The organism is Pseudomonas grimontii, from assembly GCF_007858185.1.
Lineage (GTDB): Bacteria > Pseudomonadota > Gammaproteobacteria > Pseudomonadales > Pseudomonadaceae > Aquipseudomonas > Aquipseudomonas grimontii.
This window is the reverse complement of the sequence record NZ_VFES01000013.1, coordinates 145,728-164,750: the sequence shown is the minus strand read 5'-3', so window position 1 is coordinate 164,750 and position 19,023 is coordinate 145,728. Positions and strand designations below refer to the sequence as shown.

The 19,023-nt window shown below is 61.4% G+C and carries 13 protein-coding genes; 6 read left to right on the top strand and 7 right to left on the bottom strand.

Features of this window, described 5'->3' with window-relative positions:
• Nucleotides 1-128 precede the first annotated feature (128 nt).
• Nucleotides 129-647 carry an SgcJ/EcaC family oxidoreductase gene (locus FIV39_RS20635; protein WP_090404740.1) on the top strand — a complete coding sequence of 173 codons (519 nt, stop codon included), beginning with the start codon at nt 129-131 and terminating at the stop codon, nt 645-647.
• A 559-nt stretch (nt 648-1,206) separates the two neighbouring features.
• Here FIV39_RS20635 and FIV39_RS20630 read toward each other — a convergent pair.
• The gene (locus tag FIV39_RS20630) at nt 1,207-3,294 is read right to left on the bottom strand and encodes a TonB-dependent receptor (protein WP_090404737.1); all 2,088 of its coding nucleotides are present in this window, start codon (nt 3,292-3,294) and stop codon (nt 1,207-1,209) included.
• Between the two features lie 82 nt (nt 3,295-3,376).
• Nucleotides 3,377-3,766, bottom strand: a complete 390-nt coding sequence (locus tag FIV39_RS20625) for a DUF2946 family protein (protein WP_090404734.1) — start codon at nt 3,764-3,766, stop codon at nt 3,377-3,379.
• Between the two features lie 276 nt (nt 3,767-4,042).
• On the opposite strand from FIV39_RS20625, the gene FIV39_RS20620 reads away from it, so the two are divergent.
• Entirely contained in the window at nt 4,043-5,374 is a 1,332-nt protein-coding gene (locus tag FIV39_RS20620) for an ABC transporter substrate-binding protein (RefSeq protein ID WP_090404730.1), read from the top strand.
• Between the two features lie 3 nt (nt 5,375-5,377).
• Here FIV39_RS20620 and FIV39_RS20615 read toward each other — a convergent pair whose 3' ends face one another.
• Genes FIV39_RS20615 through FIV39_RS20595 form a run of 5 tightly spaced genes read right to left on the bottom strand, consistent with a single transcriptional unit; the run spans nt 5,378 to nt 12,931 of the window.
• Nucleotides 5,378-7,009 carry a dipeptide ABC transporter ATP-binding protein gene (locus FIV39_RS20615; protein WP_090404727.1) on the bottom strand — a complete coding sequence of 544 codons (1,632 nt, stop codon included), beginning with the start codon at nt 7,007-7,009 and terminating at the stop codon, nt 5,378-5,380.
• The gene (locus FIV39_RS20610) at nt 7,006-7,890 is read right to left on the bottom strand and encodes an ABC transporter permease (RefSeq protein WP_090404725.1); all 885 of its coding nucleotides are present in this window, start codon (nt 7,888-7,890) and stop codon (nt 7,006-7,008) included. Before FIV39_RS20610 ends, FIV39_RS20615 begins: the two co-directional genes overlap by 4 nt.
• A gap of 3 nt (nt 7,891-7,893) precedes the next feature.
• Nucleotides 7,894-8,844 (bottom strand): ABC transporter permease, encoded by a 951-nt coding sequence (locus FIV39_RS20605; RefSeq protein WP_090404723.1) that lies wholly within the window; start codon nt 8,842-8,844, stop codon nt 7,894-7,896.
• Nucleotides 8,841-10,454, bottom strand: coding sequence for an ABC transporter substrate-binding protein (locus tag FIV39_RS20600; protein WP_090410003.1), 1,614 nt, complete (start codon nt 10,452-10,454; stop codon nt 8,841-8,843). The genes FIV39_RS20605 and FIV39_RS20600 overlap by 4 nt, the downstream gene beginning before the upstream one ends.
• A 44-nt stretch (nt 10,455-10,498) precedes the next feature.
• Nucleotides 10,499-12,931 (bottom strand): TonB-dependent receptor plug domain-containing protein, encoded by a 2,433-nt coding sequence (locus FIV39_RS20595; protein WP_090404719.1) that lies wholly within the window; start codon nt 12,929-12,931, stop codon nt 10,499-10,501.
• 813 nt (nt 12,932-13,744) lie between these two features.
• Here FIV39_RS20595 and FIV39_RS20590 point away from each other — a divergent pair.
• The 4 genes from FIV39_RS20590 (at nt 13,745) to FIV39_RS20575 (ending at nt 19,001) form a co-directional block, all read left to right on the top strand.
• The gene (locus FIV39_RS20590; protein WP_090404715.1) at nt 13,745-16,642 is read left to right on the top strand and encodes a PAS domain-containing sensor histidine kinase; all 2,898 of its coding nucleotides are present in this window, start codon (nt 13,745-13,747) and stop codon (nt 16,640-16,642) included.
• A complete protein-coding gene (locus tag FIV39_RS20585; protein WP_090404713.1) occupies nt 16,642-17,271 on the top strand; it encodes a response regulator in 630 nt (209 codons plus the stop codon). The genes FIV39_RS20590 and FIV39_RS20585 overlap by 1 nt, the downstream gene beginning before the upstream one ends.
• Nucleotides 17,272-17,539: 268 nt before the next feature.
• Complete coding sequence (locus FIV39_RS20580; protein WP_390620709.1) at nt 17,540-18,619, top strand: methyl-accepting chemotaxis protein; 1,080 nt, start codon at nt 17,540-17,542, stop codon at nt 18,617-18,619.
• Between the two features lie 13 nt (nt 18,620-18,632).
• Entirely contained in the window at nt 18,633-19,001 is a 369-nt protein-coding gene (locus tag FIV39_RS20575; RefSeq protein WP_017846994.1) for a response regulator, read from the top strand.
• The last annotated feature ends 22 nt before the right edge of the window (nt 19,002-19,023 follow it).

The window sequence follows — 19,023 nt, the reverse complement described above, 5'->3', positions numbered from 1 at the left end:
TATTAAACATGCTCGGACACCTTGGGCGCTATCTGCCAAATGGCATAGGTAAATACCTCCGGTTGGCCGATGGCGGGCAGCGGGCAGGTTGGCAAAGTGGTCTCAACGACGACCACTGGAGTAACGCCATGAAATTCAAGATCGCCCCAATCGCCCTGATGTTTGCCCTGAGCGTACCGTTTGTTCACGCCGCCGAGACGGCCCCGTATGTCTACCGTGAGGTGGCCCAGGCGCCGGCCAATGTCAAAGACCGCGAGATTGCCGGTTTATTCGACCGCTGGAACAACGCCTTGCAGACCGGCAACGTGAAATCGGTGGTGGACCTGTACGCGCCGGGCGCTGTGTTGCAGCCGACCGTGTCCAACCAGGTGCGCACGACGCCGGAGCAGATCAAGGATTACTTCGACCACTTCCTGGCGCTCAAGCCGGTGGGCCAGATCAACTACCGCGAGATCCGCCAACTGGGCAGCAACGTGGCCATGGACAGTGGCGTCTACACCTTCACCCTGACCGAGTCGGACGGCAAGGTGCGCCATGTGCAGGCACGCTACACCTTCGTCTATGAGCAGGTGGGTGGCCAGTGGAAAATTCTTAATCATCACTCTTCGGCGATGCCTGAGGTACAGGCCAAGCACGCCAAGCAGTAATGGTTGGAGGAAAAATGCCTATCCCTTGGCGGGGGTGGGCATTTTTTTGTTGTGGCTGGGAGATTGCTCCTGTGACGGGTCTATGGCCTGGCGACATTTGACTGATTGTCCCCGATCCAAATGTGGGAGGGGCGGTGCGACGATTCGACTTGCCCCCGATGGCGGCCTGACAGTCGACCAGGATGTCAGGCCGAGTACATATCCGTTGCTGCGGTAACGGCCACTTAGGATTCCGCTCTTACAGCGGGTCACTTTTGGAAAAGAGCCCCAAAAGTAACCAAAAGGGCTCTTGCCCCACCACTCGGCACCTCGCCTAGGCTCGGTGTGCCCGTAATCCGACAGTGATTTGGGGGGCCGCCGCCACGCGCCATCCATGGCGCGGGGCGGCTAAACCGGCATCCCTGCCGGTTTACCCCCCAAATCACTATCGAATTCCGGCCAGCGTGGTTTAACGGGGCGCCTGAGATCAAGGTCAAGATCAAGGGCGGCTCGCTTCGCATCGTGGTTAGCGCGACTTTATTGTCGGTCTGATTGTTGGGGCTTGTGTGCTCTCACCCATTCAGAAGTCCAGCGTCACCCCGCTATACAACGCACGTCCGTCGCCGGGGGAGTGCAGCGACGCTTTGGCACCGTCCGGGTCATACCAGGCGTACTCGTAGTAACGGTTGGTGAGGTTTTTCAGTTGCAGGTCGACGCTGAGCGACTTGGTCACCTGGTACGTCGCGCCCAGGTTCATCAATACGTAGCCCCCGTAAGTGCCCTGGGTGTTCTCGCGTTCCAGGTAGTAGTTCGTCTGGCCGTTCATCCAGGCGGTGAGTTGCAGGGCCGGCGTGGCCTTGAAGCTGACGCCGGCGTTGTACAGGTGATGGGGGATGTGGTCGATTTCCTGGCCCTTGCTGTTAGGCAGTGTCGCGCTGGGCTGGAGGATTTTCGAGTACTGCCAGGCATAGGCCAGCCAGATCTCGGTGCGTTCATTCGGGTGCAGGTTCAACTGCGCGTCGTAACCCCAGCGGCGGGTTTCGCCGACGTTGTCCGACTCGCCGCTGGGGTCATTGAGCCGGCGGCTGACTTCGCCACTGGCTTGCTGTTGCCAATACGCCACACGGCCGTCGATCCAGTCGGCGGGGGTGAATTTGATCCCGGTTTCCCAGCCGTCATTGATGGACGGCGCCAGGTCGGTGTCCCTGGGCGGAATCTTGTAGGCCGCCGCGCCGGTGCCGACCTGGAACGTGCGCCCCCAGTTGGCGTACACGCTGGCCACGTCCCAGGGTGAGTACACCACGCTGAGCTTGGGTTGCCTGATCAGCCCGTAGTCGTTGATGTCGTAATCCAGGCCGGTCATTTCGTTGGTGAAGTTGCCCTGGATCTTGTCGACGCGATACGCCGGGATGATCTTCAACGACTCGAACGGCTTGATCTCGGCCTGCACGTAGGCGCCGTAGGTGTCGAAGTCGAACTGCTGGTCGCGGGTTTGCGCCAGGCGCGTGCGGTTTTGGGTGCGGTAGCGCTCGCTCTGGTTCTGTTGCTGTTGCGTATCGGCGCCGCCCTCCAGGGCGAAGTCATACAACCAACTGACGTGCGGGCGCCAGGTCAGCGAGGTGAGGGCACCGTATTGGGTTTCGTAGGCGTCGCGCTCCTGCTGGGCACTGGTGCGCCAGTACTGGGTCCAGCGCCGGTCATCGAACGTGTTGACGTAGGTTTTCGCCGACCAGGCAAGGGTGTCGGTCAGCTCAGTGTCGAGATGCAGACTGAGCTGGTTCATGCGCCGCGTGCCTTTATCGCTGGCGTTGTAGTTGTTGGTCATGGTCGGATGTCGGCGCGCATCGTCCTCGCTCAAGTAACCGGGCTCCTGAGCCTCGGTTTCGTAGTGACGGGCGATCAGGCCGATGCGGTAGCTGTTGTCGTCCGGGGTGTAGAACCATTTGCCCGACAGCGAGAATTTGTCCGCCTCGGCATGGTCGCGGTAGCCGTCAGCCTTCTGGTAGGCGAAGAAGTAGTTCTGCGTCCAATTGCTGCCCTGGATGCCTTTGGCGAACTGCGTTTCCTGGGTGTTGAAGCTGCCATAACGCAGGCGTGCCCTGGTGTAGTCGCCGCCCGTGCGGGTGAGCATATTGACGTTGCCGGCGATGTTGTTCAGGCCGTAGCGTGCATCGCTGGTGCCGCGCACCACTTCGATACTGTCCAGCTCCAACGGGAAAATCATGTCCATAAACGGCATGTTGCCGTCGTTGCTGTTGCTCGGAATACCATCGATCAGCAGCTTCACCGCATTCACTTCACCTTCGCCGTTGAAGCCGCGAAACGAGATCTTGCCGGAGGTGGTGCCCTGGTTGAATTCGGTGAGCATCACCCCCGGCGCGCGGCTGAACAGTTCCCAGCTGTAGTTGACCGGCATTTTTTCGAGGATGTCGGCACCGAGGATATCCACCGAGCTGAGCACGCTGGCGGTACTCAACGGGCCGCTGGCGCCACTTGCACCCTGGACCGTGACGGTGCCGAGGGTCAGGGCCGAGTCTTCGCTTTGGCTGGCTTGGGCAAGGGCCAAAGATAACGGGTTGAGGGCGAACAGACCGGCTGAAATCAGCGGCCACAGGCAACGGGACACGGAGTGACGCTGCGCACGCGGCGCAGTCAAGTGAACAGGCATGGACATACTTCCTGATAGCCAAACACTTCAAGGATGTTCCAGCCTCCGCAGTGGAAGGCTGATAACGCAGGGTTCGGGGCGATCAGGCGAGAGGAGAGGCGCGCGGGTTGAGGTCCGGCCAGCGGACCTTGGGTTGCAACGTTGGCAGCAACGGGTTGTCGAGGGCGATATCGGGTGTATAGCGCGGCAGCAGATGCCGGTAATGGCTGGAAGGCAGGGCGGCCAATCCGGCATGACCACAGCAGCAATCGCTGTGCTTCATGGTGCTGGGTGCCGGGGCCGACTGCGATGGGTCGATCAGCTTGGCAAAGCCTGGCGGCAGGGCTTGCGACGCGCCCCCGGAGCAGAATCCACCCCAGAGCATCAGGCCGATGTCCGGCGTTTGCAGGGCACGGCTCAGCGGCATGGCCAGCATGTTGAGCAACAGGGCCAGGCAGGCGATCCAGGGGCTGACGCGTTTGAACATAGCCATCGAAGCAATCGACGCAAAAGGGCGGGTATTTAGCCGCAGTTCAGGCATGAAGTAAAACGCGCTATTTTGCCGCAGGCCTGGCGATCGAGCGCGGTGTTGGTGGCGCAACAACGGTTCAATAAAGTGTTCGATTATCCGAGCCGTGCAGGGTGACCGGTACAGCGCAATCCCTTGAATAGGAAGGCTTATGCGCTTGGCATGAATTGTGTTGTGACCCGATTGGCGCTGACCCGACAACGGGAGGGGAAACCTCACTTTTCATAAGAACCCACACCCATGCACAACGTCTTGCAACGCACAATCATCGCCACCCTGCTGGCACTCGGCGCCTTGGGCGGGCCTGTTGCCCAGGCCGCCAACGATCAACAGTTCATCCCGCTCGCCACCTACCGGGTCGGCGCCTATGCTTCCAGCGGCATTCCGTGGTGGGCGGGGGAGATTGATTACTTTCGCTACATCAACGAGGTCGAAGGCGGGGTGAATGGCGTCAAGCTGGTCTGGCAGGAATGCGAGACCGAGTGGAAGACCGACCGCATCATCGAATGCTACGAGCGCTACAAAGGTGGCCTGGACGGCGCGCCCACCGGGTTCTTCTTCACCCACAGCACCCCGGCCTCCTATGCGCTGATGGACCGCGCCGCCGTTGACCACATCCCGCTGATCGACGGCGCCGGCGGGCGTACCGAGTCCACCGATGGCCGCGTATTCCCTTACGCGTTCCCGTTGTTGCTCAACTACTACGGCCAGGCCTCGGTGGGCATCAACTACATCGCCCAGCGCGAAGGCGGCCTGGACAAGCTCAAGGGCAAGAAGATCGTCACCGTCTACCACGACTCCGCCTATGGCCGCGAAACCCAGGCGGCCATGCAGTTGCTGGCGCAAAAATACGGGTTCGATAACATCCAGATCCCCGTGGCCGACCCCGGCAACGAGCAGTCCACCCAATGGCGCCAGGTGCGGCAGATCAACCCGGACTGGGTATTCCTGCGCACCTGGGGCGTGTCCACTCCCGTCGGCATCAAGACCGCCGTGCGCTTTGGCATCCCCGTGGACCGCCTGATCGGTGATGTCTGGGCCGGCTCCGAAGCCGACGTGATTCCCGCCGGCACCGCCGCTAAAGGCTACCAGGCACTGGCGCCGTTCCCCGGTGGCGACAGCTTCGAGATCCATAAAAAGCTCAAGCAGTTCATCCTCGATCCCGGCAAGAGCAACCTCAAGGACCCCAGCTACTTTGGCAAGGTCTACTACAACATTGGCCTGATCAACGCCGCGATTGCCGTCGAAGCGCTGCGCACCGGCCAGGCCAAGTTCGGCAATCGCGCGCTGAACGGCGAGGAAACCCGCTGGGCGTTCGAACACCTGAATATCGACGCTGCACGCCTCAAGGCCATGGGCTTCGAAGGGCTGTTGGCGCCGTTGACATTGTCCTGCGCCGACCACGAAGGCGGCGGTTCCGCCCGGGTGCAGCAGTGGGATGGGCAAAAGTGGGTGCTGGTGACCGACTGGCTGCAAGCCGACCGCGCCACCTTGCGTCCGTTGATCGAAGCCAAGTCCGCCGCGTATGCCCAGGAGAAGGGTATTGTGGCGCGGGATTGCTCGGTGCAGTAAACCTCAGGCGGCGCTTGCCGTGACTTGCCGGCCAGGGATGGCCGCAATCAGTTCGCGGGTGTAGTCGCTGGCCGGCTGGTTGAAGATGTGCGCCACCGAGCCTTGTTCAACCACGCGACCCTTGCGCAGCACCAGCACCGCATGGGCGAAGTTGGCCACCACTGACAGATCGTGCGACACCAGCACATAGGCGATGCCCATCTCCCGTTGCAGCTCTTGCAGCAGGTCAAGGATGCGTGCTTGCACCGACACATCCAGGGCGCTGACCGGTTCATCCAGCAACAACAGGTCGGGTTTCAACGCCAAGGCCCTGGCGATGGCGACCCGTTGGCACTGGCCGCCCGACAGCTCACGGGGCAGACGATCCAGAAAGCTCACCGGCAGGTGCACGCGGCTGATCAATTCGCGCGCCGCCTGTTCCAGGGCGGCGCCCTTGAGCAAGCCAAACGACACCAGCGGCTCAACAATGCTGTCGAACACCGTGAAGCGCGGGTCCAGCGCGGCGAAGGGGTTTTGTTGCACCAGTTGCAGGCGTTGGCGCAGCGGGCGGAAGTCGCGCCAGCTCAGGTCGGTGACGTCTTGCTGCTCGAACCAGACCCGGCCCTGTGTCGGCTTTTCCAGGCCGAGGGCGATACGCAGCGCAGTGCTCTTGCCCGAGCCGGACTCGCCGACGATGGCCAGGGTCTGGCCGGGGTACACCTCCAGGCTCAGATCTTCCAAGGCCACGAAGGTCGACGCCTCGCCCTTGACCTTGGGCAGGGCAAACGTCTTGCCGACGTTGTGCAGGCTCAGGATCGGCTCATGCCCCAGCTCGAGCTGGAGCAACGGTTCACGCCGCTTGGCGAAGGCCGGGGCGGCGGCGATCAGCGCGCGTGTGTAGTCGTGGCTGGGGTGCGCGAGGATCTGCCGTGGCGGACCTTGCTCTACCACTTCACCCTGTTGCATCACCAGGATGCGGTCGGCACGGTCGAGGGCCACGCCCAGGTCGTGGGTAATGATCAGCAGCGAAATGCCGCGCTCCCTGACCAGGCGCTGCAAGTGGTCGAGGATCTTGCGCTGCACGGTCACGTCGAGGGCGCTGGTGGGCTCGTCGGCGATGATCAGGCGTGGGTTGCCGGCCAGGGCGATGGCGATCAGCACGCGCTGGCGCATGCCGCCGGAGAGTTCATGGGGGTACTGGCGTGCGCGCAGAACCGGCTTGTCGATGCCCACCTGTTGCAGCAGCTCGACAATGTCGGCGTCGACAGCGGGGTAGCGTTTGCCCCTGGCGAGTACCAGCGCCTCGGCAATTTGCTGGCCAATGCGCAACGTGGGGTTGAGGCTGACCATCGGGTCCTGGGGCACCAGGCCGATGGTGCGGCCGCGCAAGGCGCGTTTCTGGCGTTCGCTGGCGTGGGTCAGGTTGTTCCCATCTACCCACAGCTCGCCGGCGCTGATCTGCGCATTCTCGGGCAGCAGGCCGAGGATCGCGTTAGCCAGCGTCGATTTGCCCGAGCCGGACTCGCCGACAATCGCCACGGTCTCGCCCTGGGTAAGTGAAAATGACAGTCTGCGCACCGCCGGATTGAGCTGGCCGCTGGAGCGGTAGTCGACGCTCAGTTGGCGCACATCGATTAAAAGCGGTTGGGTGCTCATCGCTGGATCTCCTCGAACGTGCGGGCAATATGGTTAAGGCTGAACACCACGGCCACCAGGAACAGACCGGGCAGCAAGGACACCCACGGTGCAGTGATCAGGAAGTGGCGGCCGTTGGCGATCAAGGTGCCCCATTCCGCCGCCGGTGGTGCAGCGCCGAAACCGAGAAAACTCAAGCCTGCGGTGGCGAGGATCGCCGCGCCGAAATCCAGGGTTGCCAGCACGGCTACCGGGCCCCAGGCGTTGGGCAGAATGTGCCGCAACAACGTGCGGCCCCAACTGGCACCGCCCAGGCGTGCGGCTTCGACATAGGGCAGGGTTTTCACCCGCAGCACTTCGGCGCGGGTGGTGCGGGCAAAGCCTGGAATGATGCCGATGCCCACGGCAATGGCCACCGGCACCGTACCGAAGCCGATGGCCGTGACAATCGCCAGGGCCAGCAACAGGCCGGGCAGGGCGAGCAGCACATCGACAAAACGCATGATCACCGCATCGAGACGGCCACCGGCAAACCCGGACAAAATGCCCAGCCCCAGCCCGCCCACCAAGGCAATGCCGACGGCCAGGGAGGCGGCCAGAACCGACAGGCTGGCGCCGTAGACCACGCGGGTAAACAGGTCGCGGCCCAGCTCGTCGGTGCCGAACCAGTGGGTCAGGTTGGGGGCGCTGAGTTTGGCGGCGGGCGCGGTGGCGTAAGGGTCGAAACTGCTCAGCAACTGCGGCGTCACGGCGGCGACCAGCGAGAACAGCACCACCAGCACCGCTAGGCTGAACCCCGGCCGGCGCAACAATGGCAGGAGTATCGCCGTTGTGCGTTGCAAGGGGCTGCGGCGGCGCCAGAGGGGTTCGCTGCGGATCAGTTTCCGGGTAAGCGTCGTCATGGTCTAGGACACCTTGGGCGTGTGGGAGATGCGCGGGTCGAGCCAGGGGTAAAGCAGGTCCACCAGCAGGTTCACCAGGACAAATGCCGCCGCCGAAACCGCGACGATGGCCAGCACCACCGGAATGTCCTGGCGCAACACCGCTTCCTGGGCCAGGCGGCCGATGCCGGCGCGGGCAAAGATGGTTTCCACCAGCACCGCGCCGGACACGGTGTTACCCACCTGCAGGCCGATCAGGGTGAGGATCGGCAGCGCAGCATTCCTGAACCCATGACGGGCTTGCACCTGGCCTCGGCTCAGGCCCTTGGCGTAGGCGGTGACGATATAGGACTCTTTCCACACGCCCTGGAAACTGCGTTGCAGCACCTGGGCGTACACCGCTGCACTGGGAATTGCCAGGGTGATCGCCGGCAGTACCAGGCTTTCAACACCGCGGCTGCCGGTGGCGGGAAACCAGCCCAGGCCAAACGCAAACACCTGGATCAGCAGCAAGCCCATCCAGAACACCGGCACCGAAAAGCCCAGGGACGGCAAGCGCGCCAGCGCCTTTTTCAACGGTTGCCAGCGAATATACGCGGTGAGGTAAGCCAGGCCGATACCGCCGAGCAGCGAGAGCACAATCGCCAGGCCGGCCAGGGACAGCGTCTGGGGAAGGCGTTCGGCGAGCAATTCGGCTACCGGGCGATTGAGCGACAGCGACTGCCCGAAATCACCGTGCAGCGCACCCAGCAGCAGGTCGATATATTGCTCGAACAGGCCTTTATCCAGCCCGTAGTAGGCGCGCGCCTTGGCCAGGTCTTCCACCGAGAGGGCATCGGCTTCCATGCCCGACGCACTGAGCATGATCGACAAGGTATCGCCCGGCAGCAGATAGAGGATGAAGTAGGTGATGCTATAGGCACCCCATAGCACCAGCAGCGCCTGGCCGACCCGGCCGATCAGGTAGCGGCTCATGGCGTGCCGACCTCGATGTCACCCAGCAGGGCAAAGCCCTCGGCGGTCCAGCGGAAGTTTTTTACCTTGGGCGATGTCGCGGCCTGCCAGACGCGCTCATACACCGGGAACGCCGAGCCTTCGTCGATCAGCAGGTCTTGCAGGTCGCCGTAGGCTGTCGCGCGTTGTGCGCTTTGCGTGGCGGTGATGCCCGCGTCAAACAGGCCCTTGGCGCGTTCAAGCACGTGCGGCTCAAAGATGTTCGTCGCTACGGTCGAGCTGTTGGCAGTCCGTGGATCAAGGATGGTTTGCAGGATGATCGGATCGGCGCGCGTCATGTAGCTGATCGTCAGGTCGTAGTTGCCGGCGGAGTTGTTGGCGACCCATTCGGCACGCGTGACCACGCTGAGTTTTACCTCAATGCCGACCTTGCGCAGTTGGTCCTGAAGCAGTACATCGCCCGCGGTCTCGGCCTGCATGACGTTGTAGGTCAGGCTCAGGCGCTTACCGTCCTTCTGTCGGTAGCCGTCTGCACCTTTGGTCCAGCCGGCACTGTCCAACAGGTGCTCGGCGCCCGCCGGGTCATAGGCGAGCTTGGCGCCCTGGCTCTTGAAGTAAGGCGTGGTCACATCAAAGATGCCGTCTACCACCGCGAACTCGGCGTTGTAGACGGTGCTCGCGTAGCTCTTGCGGTCGATGGCTTTCTGCACGGCGAGGCGCACCTGTTTATCGGCCAGTACGCGACCGCCACGGGTGTTGGGAAACAGGTTCAGGGAAGGCCCCGGCAGCGAGCGGCTCTGGATCGTCGCGCCCTTGGATTGCAGCAGTTTCAGGTCGACTTCCGAGAACGGGTTGCGTGGCCACAGGATGTCGGCCTTGCCTTGCAGGAACAGGCCGTTGCGCACGCTTTCCTCGGGGATGTAGGTGACGTCCACCGCATCCAGGTGTGCTTCGCCCTGGTTTTTCATATTCGCCGACGCCCAGGCGTAACCCTTGCGCTTGGTCAGGTGCGCGCCGACTTCCGGGGTGTAGCTGGCCAATACGAACGGGCCGGTACCGATGATCTTGCCGAGCGAGCGCTCCTTGACGCTCAGCAAGTAGGAGGCCGGCGCGAGGATGGCCAGGTTGGTGGTGGAAGTCGCCTGCAGGAAGCCCGCGTTGGGCTGGGCGAGTACCAGCTTGACGGTAAATTCATCGAGCACTTCGGCGTGATCAAAGCCCGCCAGGTACGTCGCGCCGAAGGTGGCCGGCAACTCGGTAGCCAGCGCCTTGTTGCTGTCGAAGGCGGTTTTGACGGCCTTGGCATCGAAGCGCTCGCCGTTGCTGAAGGTGACGTTGTCGCGCAGGTGGAAGGTGTAGGTCAATGCGTCGTCGCTGATTTCCCAGCTTTTCGCCAGCCAGGGAATGATCTTGCCGGTTTCCGGGTCCTGGTCGGTGAGGGACTCGGCGATATTGCGCAGCAGCACCCGGTGTTCGAGCCAATAGACCTGGAACGGGTCGACGCTGACCAGGATGGTGTTGTCGCCAAAGAAGGCGATGTTCAGGGTCTTGCCGGCCTGGCTGTCACTGCCCGAAGGCGAGCAGGCGGCCAGGCTGAATGCCAGGACGCAAGGGGCCAATAGACGGCTCATCAAGTTGGAGGTGTTCAATGGGATGCCCTCGTATGGCGATTGGCTTAGAAGTCGTAGGCCAGCTTGGTGTACCAGTAGCCGCCGCCGGGGTAGAACGGCGGGTTACCGTAGGGCGCCAGGCCCAGGTTGCTGTAGACGGCGTGCCGGTCGGGGCGCACGTCGAAGATGTTGGTACCGCCGATGCTGACGGTGATCTGGTCGACGAAGGTGTAGCTGACGTCCAGGTCGGTGATCCATTTCGCACCGAAACTGCGGTCGCCGGTGGGGTTGACCGCCAGGGTCTTGACCGCACCGTAGCGGCTGGTTTGCAGGTTCACTGCCAGGTCCTCGACCTTCCAGTTGGCGCCCAGGATCCATTTGGTCTTGGGCGAGGCTTGCGTGAGATCGCCTTCGCGGTCGCGGCCCACCAGGGTGACGCCGGAGTTGGCCAGCGCACTCGGGGTGTCCCGGGTGCCTTCGATGGTGGTCTTGTTCCAGTTGAAACCCAGGCTCCAGCGCACATCGCCCCAGGCATCCAGCGGTGTGGTGTGGTCGGCGACCACGTCCAGGCCACGGGTGCGGGTATCGAACGCGTTGGTGTAGTAGTTGACCCAGGTGCCCGAGGGCACGCCTTGGGCAGTGAGGATGCCGTTGATCACGCCGTTGCCCTGGTCGTAGATATTGCTGGTCAGGGCGATGCGGTCGTCGATGTCGATGAGATAAGCGTCGGCGGTGATGCTGGTGCGCGGTGCCGGCTGCCAGGTCAGGCCCAGCCCGAGGTTGCGCGACTTCTCCGGTTTGAGGTCATCGCCGCCCAAGGCCTTGGCCAGGTTGCTGCCCGACGGGGTCAGGCGGGTGACGGCAGGCACCACGTTGCCGTTCACATCGGTAGCCACTCGGTTGTCGGCCACGGTGTAGCCGATCTGGGTCAGGGACGGCGCACGGAAGCCGGTGCCGACGGTGCCGCGCACGGCCACGCTGTCGGTCAGTTCGTAGCGCGAATTCACTTTGAGGCCGAAGGTGTTGCCCGAGTCGTCATCGTAATGTTCGATCCGCCCGGCAACGTCGAGAAACCAGCGCTCGGTCAGGTCAAAGCCCAGGTCCAGGTAGCCGGCGTAGTTGTTGCGGATCAGGCTGACCTCATCCTCCGGGCGAATCGTCACCGCCGCCTGCGCGCCCGATGCCGCCGGGTAGGTGCCGGTGATATAGGCCTCGGGGTCTGCGGCGAAGGTGCTGAAATGTTCCCAGCGATGCTCCAGGCCGGCCGACACCTGCACCGGCGAGGTCAGGTTGAACAGGCTGTCGTAGCGGCGGGTGACGTCCAGGTTATTCACCCACTGTTCGAAGCGGAAGGTGGCCAGGTTGTCGAACCTGGTCGGCGAGGCGGTGCCCAGGGACGGGTTGATATTCAGGTCGCTGGAATGGTGGACGTTGTTGCGTCCGTAGGTGGTGCTCAGGTCCCAGTTCCACTCGGCCGCTTGGCCCTTGCCGCCGAACAGCAGCTGGTAGTCGCGGTCCTTGATGTTGTTGAGCGGGTAGTAGCCGTCGGGGAACACCTCGGGCACGGCGGCTCGGCCGGTCGGCAGGCGGAAGTAGTTGGCGGCCTCGGCATCGCGCTCGCCGTAGGTGGAGAACGAGTAGAGCGTCAGGTCTTCCAGGGGCAGTTCGGCGTTGTAGGCGAGGTTGAAGGCCTTCAGGTCGGGGTCGCCGTTCTTGATGGCCACACGGTCCCAGGCCGCTTCCTTGGCGGGGTCGTTGAAGGCGCGCACGCTGCTGTCGGCCTTGTCGTTCCACGCGGCTTCGCCGCGTTTGCGCGCGTCTGCGGAGAGGTGGAAAAAGCCGCCGTCGCCGAGCGTGAAACCCTGGTCGCCGGCCACCTTGATCGTTTCACCCTGGCCGGAAAACAACTGGCCGTAACTGGTTTCCAGGTGCCCGCCGCTGTTGCCGGTCTTGAGGATGATATTGATCACCCCGGCCACGGCATCGGAACCGTACTGGGCCGCCGCGCTGTCTTTAAGCACCTCGATGTGGTCCACCGAACTGACCGGGATCAGGTCGATGTCCACCGCATTGGCGCCGCTGTTGTCGATCGACCCGCGCTGGCCGGTGGCGCCGTTGTGCCGGCGTTTGCCGTTGACCAGCACCAGGGTATAGGCCGGGCCGAGGCTGCGGTTGCTCAACGGCCGCGTCACCGAGTTGTAGCCGGCGATATTGGTGCCGAAGTTGAAGGATGGCAGCAGCTTGGCAATCGCCTCGGACAACTCGGCGCGCCCGGTCTTGAGTAACTGCTCGCTGTTGATCACATCAATCGGCGCCGGGCTGTCGGCCACGGTGCGCTCCTGGCCACGCAGGCCGGTGGAGATCACGATGACGGTGCCGAGCTGGGCATCACCGCTGGCGGCCTCGGTGAAGGAGGGCGCGGTGGCGAGCAGCAGGGAGCTGGTCAGCAGGGACAGGTGAAACTTGTTGAGGGGGAGCGGGGCGGCGAGGTCTGGCATGTCGAGATCGGTCCATTTAGCCTGATGCAGGCTCCTGGTGGTCGGGGGTACGTCCTCCGCCAGGCATGGGGTCGGTCTGTGAAGTGAAGATATTCCTATAAAAAAACCGAGGGAAAGTCTTTTTTGGAATAAGCTAATTATTAAACATTGTCATTATGTGATTTTTTAAGATCATATATTTTTATTATGTTGTGCGCTTCATGCTCGGTTTTACGCTTGATTTCAAGGCGTCGGCTATTGCGCTGTCCGCTGGTGACGAGTCGGACAGCAGGGCGTTGGCGGGGTGGCTGCCTGACCGGCATTGTGATTGCGGCCCAAGGGGTTGCGATGCCATAACCCATGGGCCATGTCACACCCTAAGTGCATCTATCGTTATTGAGCATGTTTCGTATAAAAGACCGGTCGATATTAATCGTGTGTGTGCAGCATTTTTAGATAACTCAAGGATGAATAATCCGGCGTTCAGTATTCGATGCTTCTTGCCAACTAGTTGTTGCGCCGTGTAGCCCGAAATAGAGGCTGCAAGGCAATCTTGCCTTCGAAAGAATGAGGCGTGGCGTTCATTGGGCTCATAAACTTTGGTATGGCTGGCGCAGGTCGTAAATGAGGCTACGATAGGCTACAGAGGTGCTGGTTGGGCTATCTGTATGGAGGTGTTTTTGTGAGCCTTGCTTGGGGATGCATTCAAATGACCGGTTCAGGGAAAGTATTCGTCGGGTAATTCAATTTTTAGTCATCGAACCTAAAAGCCTTTTGAAGTGTTTACGCCGGCTTATGGCCTGATCGTAAGCGTCGACCGATGCAGGAGTAGTAATGGCGGACAAGGAAGTGCTGCAAACCCTTGAGGGCGTGCTTGCCTGCCTTTCGGGTGCGGTTGTTGTCCTGGATCGATCTGCCCGGGTCGTCGTGCAGAGCCCTGCGTTCTTGGTGTTGCAGCGTCAGCATGGGGTACCTGCTGATGCCGCAGCCGAGTTTCTCTCCCTGCTGCGTCCTGAAGACTACGGGCTTTTTTATGCGGCGCTTGAAAAGGCCGATGGAAAATCCCGAGTGTCTTTCGAGGCGACGACGAGGCAAGCGGGCCGGTTGGGTGTATCGATAACGCCGTGGCGCGACGACTATTTTATTGCTGAGATTACCCCTGGTGTGGAACTCCCGGCTTCTCATGCCAATGCCGAGCGCTTTTCCGAGATCCCCCTTAAATCGATTTTCGATTCGTCCGGTACCGGCTTGGCGCTGGTCGCGCTTGACGGTCGCTGGCTGCGGGCCAATAACGTGATTTGCACGCTGCTGGGCTACAGCGAAGCGCAGCTGAAAAATACAACATTCATGGCATTGACCCACCCCGAGGACCGCGAGGTGGGCAAGCAGTTGATCGAAGAGTTGAAGGGCGGTGCACGGCAGGGCGCCACGTTGCATAAACGCTACATTCACCACGACGGTCAGGTTGTCTGGGTACGTTTGACCGTAGGGCTGGTGCGGGACGACCAGGGGCAACCGATTTGTTTTGTCTCCCAACTGGAAGACATCACCGAGAACTGGCAGCTTCGCGAAACCTTGCTGGGCAGCGAGCTCAAATTCCTCACCCTTGCGGAAAATTCACCCAACATCATTGTTCGTTACGATCGCAACCTGTTGCGTACGTACGTCAACCCGACGTTTCTGCACTTGACTGGCATGTCTTATGACGAGGCGATAGGCGCCAGCCCCACGCAGGAGTCCGGCCATTACCTGAGTCAACTGCGTCACGTGGCCTCCACAGGCGAGACGGCTCAATTCCTGAATAGCTGGGTGGTCGCGCCCAGTGGTGATTATGTGAGTTGTGTGGTCAGCCTGATGGCCGAGCGCAGCCCTTCAGGTGAGGTGGCGGGGGTGCTGGCGCTGGCCCACGACATCACTGAGTTGCGTAAGCAGCAAGTGCTTGAAGATGCGCGTCTGCGCATATTCGAAAGCATGGCCACGGGGGCTTCTTTAGATGAAACGCTGGCGTTGCTGGTGGGCTATCTTCAACTGGCCTTGCCCCACCGTTCTTGTGGCGTCGCGCTTGCAGAGCCAAAAAGTTTCGGGTCGTCGGCACGCAAGTCTTCGCCAGTGACGCTTGCAGAAGGCCTTCCTTCATTCTGGTCCGAGCCCATCGTGGATAACCAGGGGCACATCCTGGGGGCTTTCGAGTTGTCTCAGTCGCCCGATTCTCTGCCGGACGAGAGCGACCTGCTGCGTGTGCGCCAGACCTGTCACATTGCGGCCATTGCCATTGAACGCTGGCGGTCCGAATCGTTACTTCGGGAACGCGAGCGCCGTTACCGGGATATTTCCGACCATACCTTGGATATGCTCTGCCTGCTGGAGGTTACGCCACTTGGCGGCCTGCGGTGTGTCGAGGTCAATCCGGCGTTATCACAGGCGCTCGGAAAACCTCATGTGGATGTCATCGGAGAGGCTCTGGAGTCGATATTTGGTCGGTTGAATGCGGGGAAAATTCAGGCGCTTTACGAACAATGCATGGCCGTTGGGCGGGTGGTTGAGTCAGAGGAAGGGATGGTGCTTCGCAGTGAAGTGCGCAACCTGCACTTTACCTTGGTGCCGGTGGCCGATTCGGGGCGTGCGGGCCAGCGAGTCTTGGTGATCTGTCGCGATGTGACCCTGTTGACCAGGGCTCGGCAGAAAGAACTGGAGCGCCAGCACGACATCAACGCACTGGTAGAAAACAGCCCGGACGCCGTCGCGCGCTTGAGTGCTCGCGGGGAGGTGCTCTACGTCAATGCGCAGTTGAGAAAGTGGGTCGGCGGGGCCTGGCCGGAGCTGATAGGCATGCCCATGGATAAGGTCGCCCCCCTGAACGCCCAGGCCCAGCTTTTTCGAGAGTTGGTGGCCCAGGTGATTCAGCAGAATAAAGCCACGGAGCAAGAGTTTTTATTGTCAGGTTTGAAAAACGCGCCCAAGGTGGTGTTGATCCATTTTGTCCCAGAGCTCGACGGCCAGCGCGTCGTCAGTGTACTGGCCGTGGGGCGCGACATTTCCAAGCTGCGCGCTGCGGAACGGCGCCTGGCCAATTCCAATGCCCAGTTACGCGACCTGTCGACCCGCCGGGAAACGGCGCGGGAAGAGGAACGCAAGCTGATCGCCAGGGAGATCCATGACGAACTGGGCCAGCATCTGACGGCACTGCGCATGGGCATCTCGCTGTTGAGGTTTCAGTTCGGTGCCGATACGCCTGAACTTACCCCTCAGGTCGAGCGGTTGATGGCGCTGACCGATAAGACGATCCAGGTGGTGCGTGATGTCTCCACCAGCCTGCGCCCGTCCGCGTTGAACCTGGGGCTGGTGTCCGGTCTTGAATGGCTGACCGCCGAATTCGTCACCGTGACCCGGGTTCCCTGCGTGTTGCACTTGCCTTTAATTCCCTTGATCCTTCCGGATACCCACGTTACCGCCGCATTTCGCATCGTGCAGGAGTCGTTGACCAATATCGCTCGCTATGCCGAGGCGACACAGGTCAGCGTGACCCTGACCCCGCAGGAAACGCACTGGTTGCTGGAGGTCCAGGATAACGGCAAGGGGTTTGACCCCGACGCCGTCGGCCGCAAGACCTTGGGCTTGGCGGGCATGCGTGAGCGCGGCCTGATGCTGGGCGGCAAAGTGATCATTTTCAGCCATCCCGGACAGGGCACGACTGTCCAGGCGTTCATTCCGATGCACAAGGATATGTATTGATGATTCGCATGCTGATCGCCGATGACCACACCATCATGCGCGAAGGACTCAAGCAGTTGTTCACCCTGGTCGCCGACGTGCAGGTCGTGGCCGAAGCCGAGAGTGGAACGCAACTGATCGAACTGTTGCGTCAGGTCGAAATCGACCTGTTGCTGCTCGACATGAATATGCCGGGTATCAGCGGCGAGATTCTGATTGCCCGGCTGCATGCCCAGTACCCGAACCTGCCGATTCTGGTGTTGAGCATGCATAACGAAATCCATATCGCGCAACGGGCATTACGTGCCGGTGCGCTCGGCTACCTCACCAAGGACCGCGATCCCGAAACCCTGTTGGTCGCGATCCGTCGAGTGGTCAGCGGTCAACGTTACCTGGACCCTGGGCTGGCAGAACAGATCGCGTTGCAAAGCAGCGGTTTGAAGCAGCAGACCTTTGTCGAAAGCTTGTCCGATCGCGAGTTCCAGATCCTGCGTTTGCTGGCGCACGGCATGAGCGTCAACCAGATCGCCGAGCAGTTGGTCATCAGCAACAAGACGGTCAGTACCCACAAGACTCGGCTGATGGAAAAGATGGGGTTCGCCTCCACCGCCGACATCGTGCGCTTTGCCATGACCCTGGGTATTTCGTAATGAGCGCACGCAGGTAGGAATTTTCCTACCCGATTTTCCGGTATCCCTACCCCAGAATAGGGATGCTCCGATGGTGGCAGTGCCATTATTGGGCCAGTATCTCTCTCAAGCAGCCGAATTGCCGATCAGGCAGTGACGACATGCCTTGACAGGGAGACAGACCGTGAGCCAACAGACACCTTCCCCTTCCGCTGCTTTGACGTTGTTTCCCGTTGCCGTTGCGGGCCTGCTTGGCGGGCTTGCGCTGGCTTACAGCGCGAACTTCAGCATGGTGTCGCAGCTCGAGGGGGCCGCGTTGTTTGCGACGTGTATCGGCATGGGCCTGTGGGCAAACAGCAGGTGCCAGGCGCACTGGAACCGCCTGCAACAGCAACTCGATCAAGCACCGGCAATCCCGCCGACGTTGGCCGTCGATAACGGTCTAGCCCAAGTGTGCGTCAGTGTGTTGCCGGTCTGGTCGCGGCAGATAGAAGCGGCCCGGTCGCTCAGCGAAACCTCCATCCTCAAGCTCAGCGAACGTTTTGGCACGCTGTCCTCAAACATCAGCCACAGCGTGTCCAGCAATGGCGGTCAAGATGCCTCGCAACAATTGGTCGACTTGCTGGAAGTCGGCCAGCATGACCTCAACTCCATCGTCCTGGCCCTGCGCGCCGCGCTCACCAACAAGGAGAGTGAACTCAAAGAAGTCATGCAACTCTCGGGGTTCACCGAGCAACTTCAGCAGATGGCCAAGTTTGTCGGTGACATCGCCAGTCAAACCAACCTGCTGGCCCTCAACGCGGCTATCGAAGCTGCGCGCGCCGGCGAGGCGGGTCGCGGGTTTGCGGTGGTCGCCGATGAGGTGCGCAAGTTGTCGAGCATGTCCGGCGAGACCGGGCGCAAGATCAGCGAAACCGTGATCACCGTCAACGCGGCCATCGCCCGTACGGTGCAAATGTCCCGCCACCACGCCGAACAAGACACCCTGACCCTCGCCGATTCGGAGCGTGTGGTCTCGCAGGTCATCGAGCATTTTCGTACGACCGCCCAGACCATCGTGCGCAGCAGCCATGACGTGCAGCAGCAGAGCGCCAATGTCGCCGACGAGATTGCCCAGGTGCTGGTTGCCCTGCAGTTCCAGGACCGCGTCAGCCAGATGTTGACCTTGATTACCCGCGACCTGGACAAGTTGCAGCAGCAGCTGGACGAACGCCATGAGTTGAGCCTCAGCGGACAAACCCTGGCGCCGATGACCAGCGACCGTTGGCTGCACGAGCTGTCAACGGCTTACACCATGCCCGAGCAACACGCCATTCATGGTGGTAAAGCACATGCCCAGGCCGATGCCAACGAAATCACCTTTTTCTAGAGGAGCTGTTCCGATGAGCAAAACCATTCTGATCGTCGACGATTCGGCCTCCATCCGCCAGGTGGTGAGCATCACGCTCAAAGGCGCCGGTTACGACGTGATCGAAGGCTGTGATGGTAAAGACGCCCTGAGCAAACTGGACGGACGCAAAATCCACCTGATTGTCAGTGACGTGAACATGCCCAACATGGACGGTTTCAGCTTCGTCAAGGCCGCCAAGCTGTTGCCGGCCTACAAGTTTACGCCGGTCATCATGCTGACCACGGAAGCCAGTGATGCGATGAAACAGCAAGGCCAGGCCTCCGGCGCCAAGGCCTGGATGGTCAAGCCCTTTCAGCCTGCACAAATGCTGACTGCCGTCTCCAAGTTAATCCTGCCATAGCGATGACCAGCAACCGCTGGCC

Bases quoted from the DNA above. Each gene is read 5' to 3' on its own strand.
- FIV39_RS20635 (WP_090404740.1), top strand. From the start codon at position 129: ATGAAATTCAAGATCGCCCCAATCGCCCTGATGTTTGCCCTGAGCGTA.
- FIV39_RS20630 (WP_090404737.1), bottom strand. From the start codon at position 3,294: ATGCCTGTTCACTTGACTGCGCCGCGTGCGCAGCGTCACTCCGTGTCC.
- FIV39_RS20625 (WP_090404734.1), bottom strand. From the start codon at position 3,766: ATGGCTATGTTCAAACGCGTCAGCCCCTGGATCGCCTGCCTGGCCCTG.
- FIV39_RS20620 (WP_090404730.1), top strand. From the start codon at position 4,043: ATGCACAACGTCTTGCAACGCACAATCATCGCCACCCTGCTGGCACTC.
- FIV39_RS20615 (WP_090404727.1), bottom strand. From the start codon at position 7,009: ATGAGCACCCAACCGCTTTTAATCGATGTGCGCCAACTGAGCGTCGAC.
- FIV39_RS20610 (WP_090404725.1), bottom strand. From the start codon at position 7,890: ATGACGACGCTTACCCGGAAACTGATCCGCAGCGAACCCCTCTGGCGC.
- FIV39_RS20605 (WP_090404723.1), bottom strand. From the start codon at position 8,844: ATGAGCCGCTACCTGATCGGCCGGGTCGGCCAGGCGCTGCTGGTGCTA.
- FIV39_RS20600 (WP_090410003.1), bottom strand. From the start codon at position 10,454: ATGAGCCGTCTATTGGCCCCTTGCGTCCTGGCATTCAGCCTGGCCGCC.
- FIV39_RS20595 (WP_090404719.1), bottom strand. From the start codon at position 12,931: ATGCCAGACCTCGCCGCCCCGCTCCCCCTCAACAAGTTTCACCTGTCC.
- FIV39_RS20590 (WP_090404715.1), top strand. From the start codon at position 13,745: ATGGCGGACAAGGAAGTGCTGCAAACCCTTGAGGGCGTGCTTGCCTGC.
- FIV39_RS20585 (WP_090404713.1), top strand. From the start codon at position 16,642: ATGATTCGCATGCTGATCGCCGATGACCACACCATCATGCGCGAAGGA.
- FIV39_RS20580 (WP_390620709.1), top strand. From the start codon at position 17,540: ATGGTGTCGCAGCTCGAGGGGGCCGCGTTGTTTGCGACGTGTATCGGC.
- FIV39_RS20575 (WP_017846994.1), top strand. From the start codon at position 18,633: ATGAGCAAAACCATTCTGATCGTCGACGATTCGGCCTCCATCCGCCAG.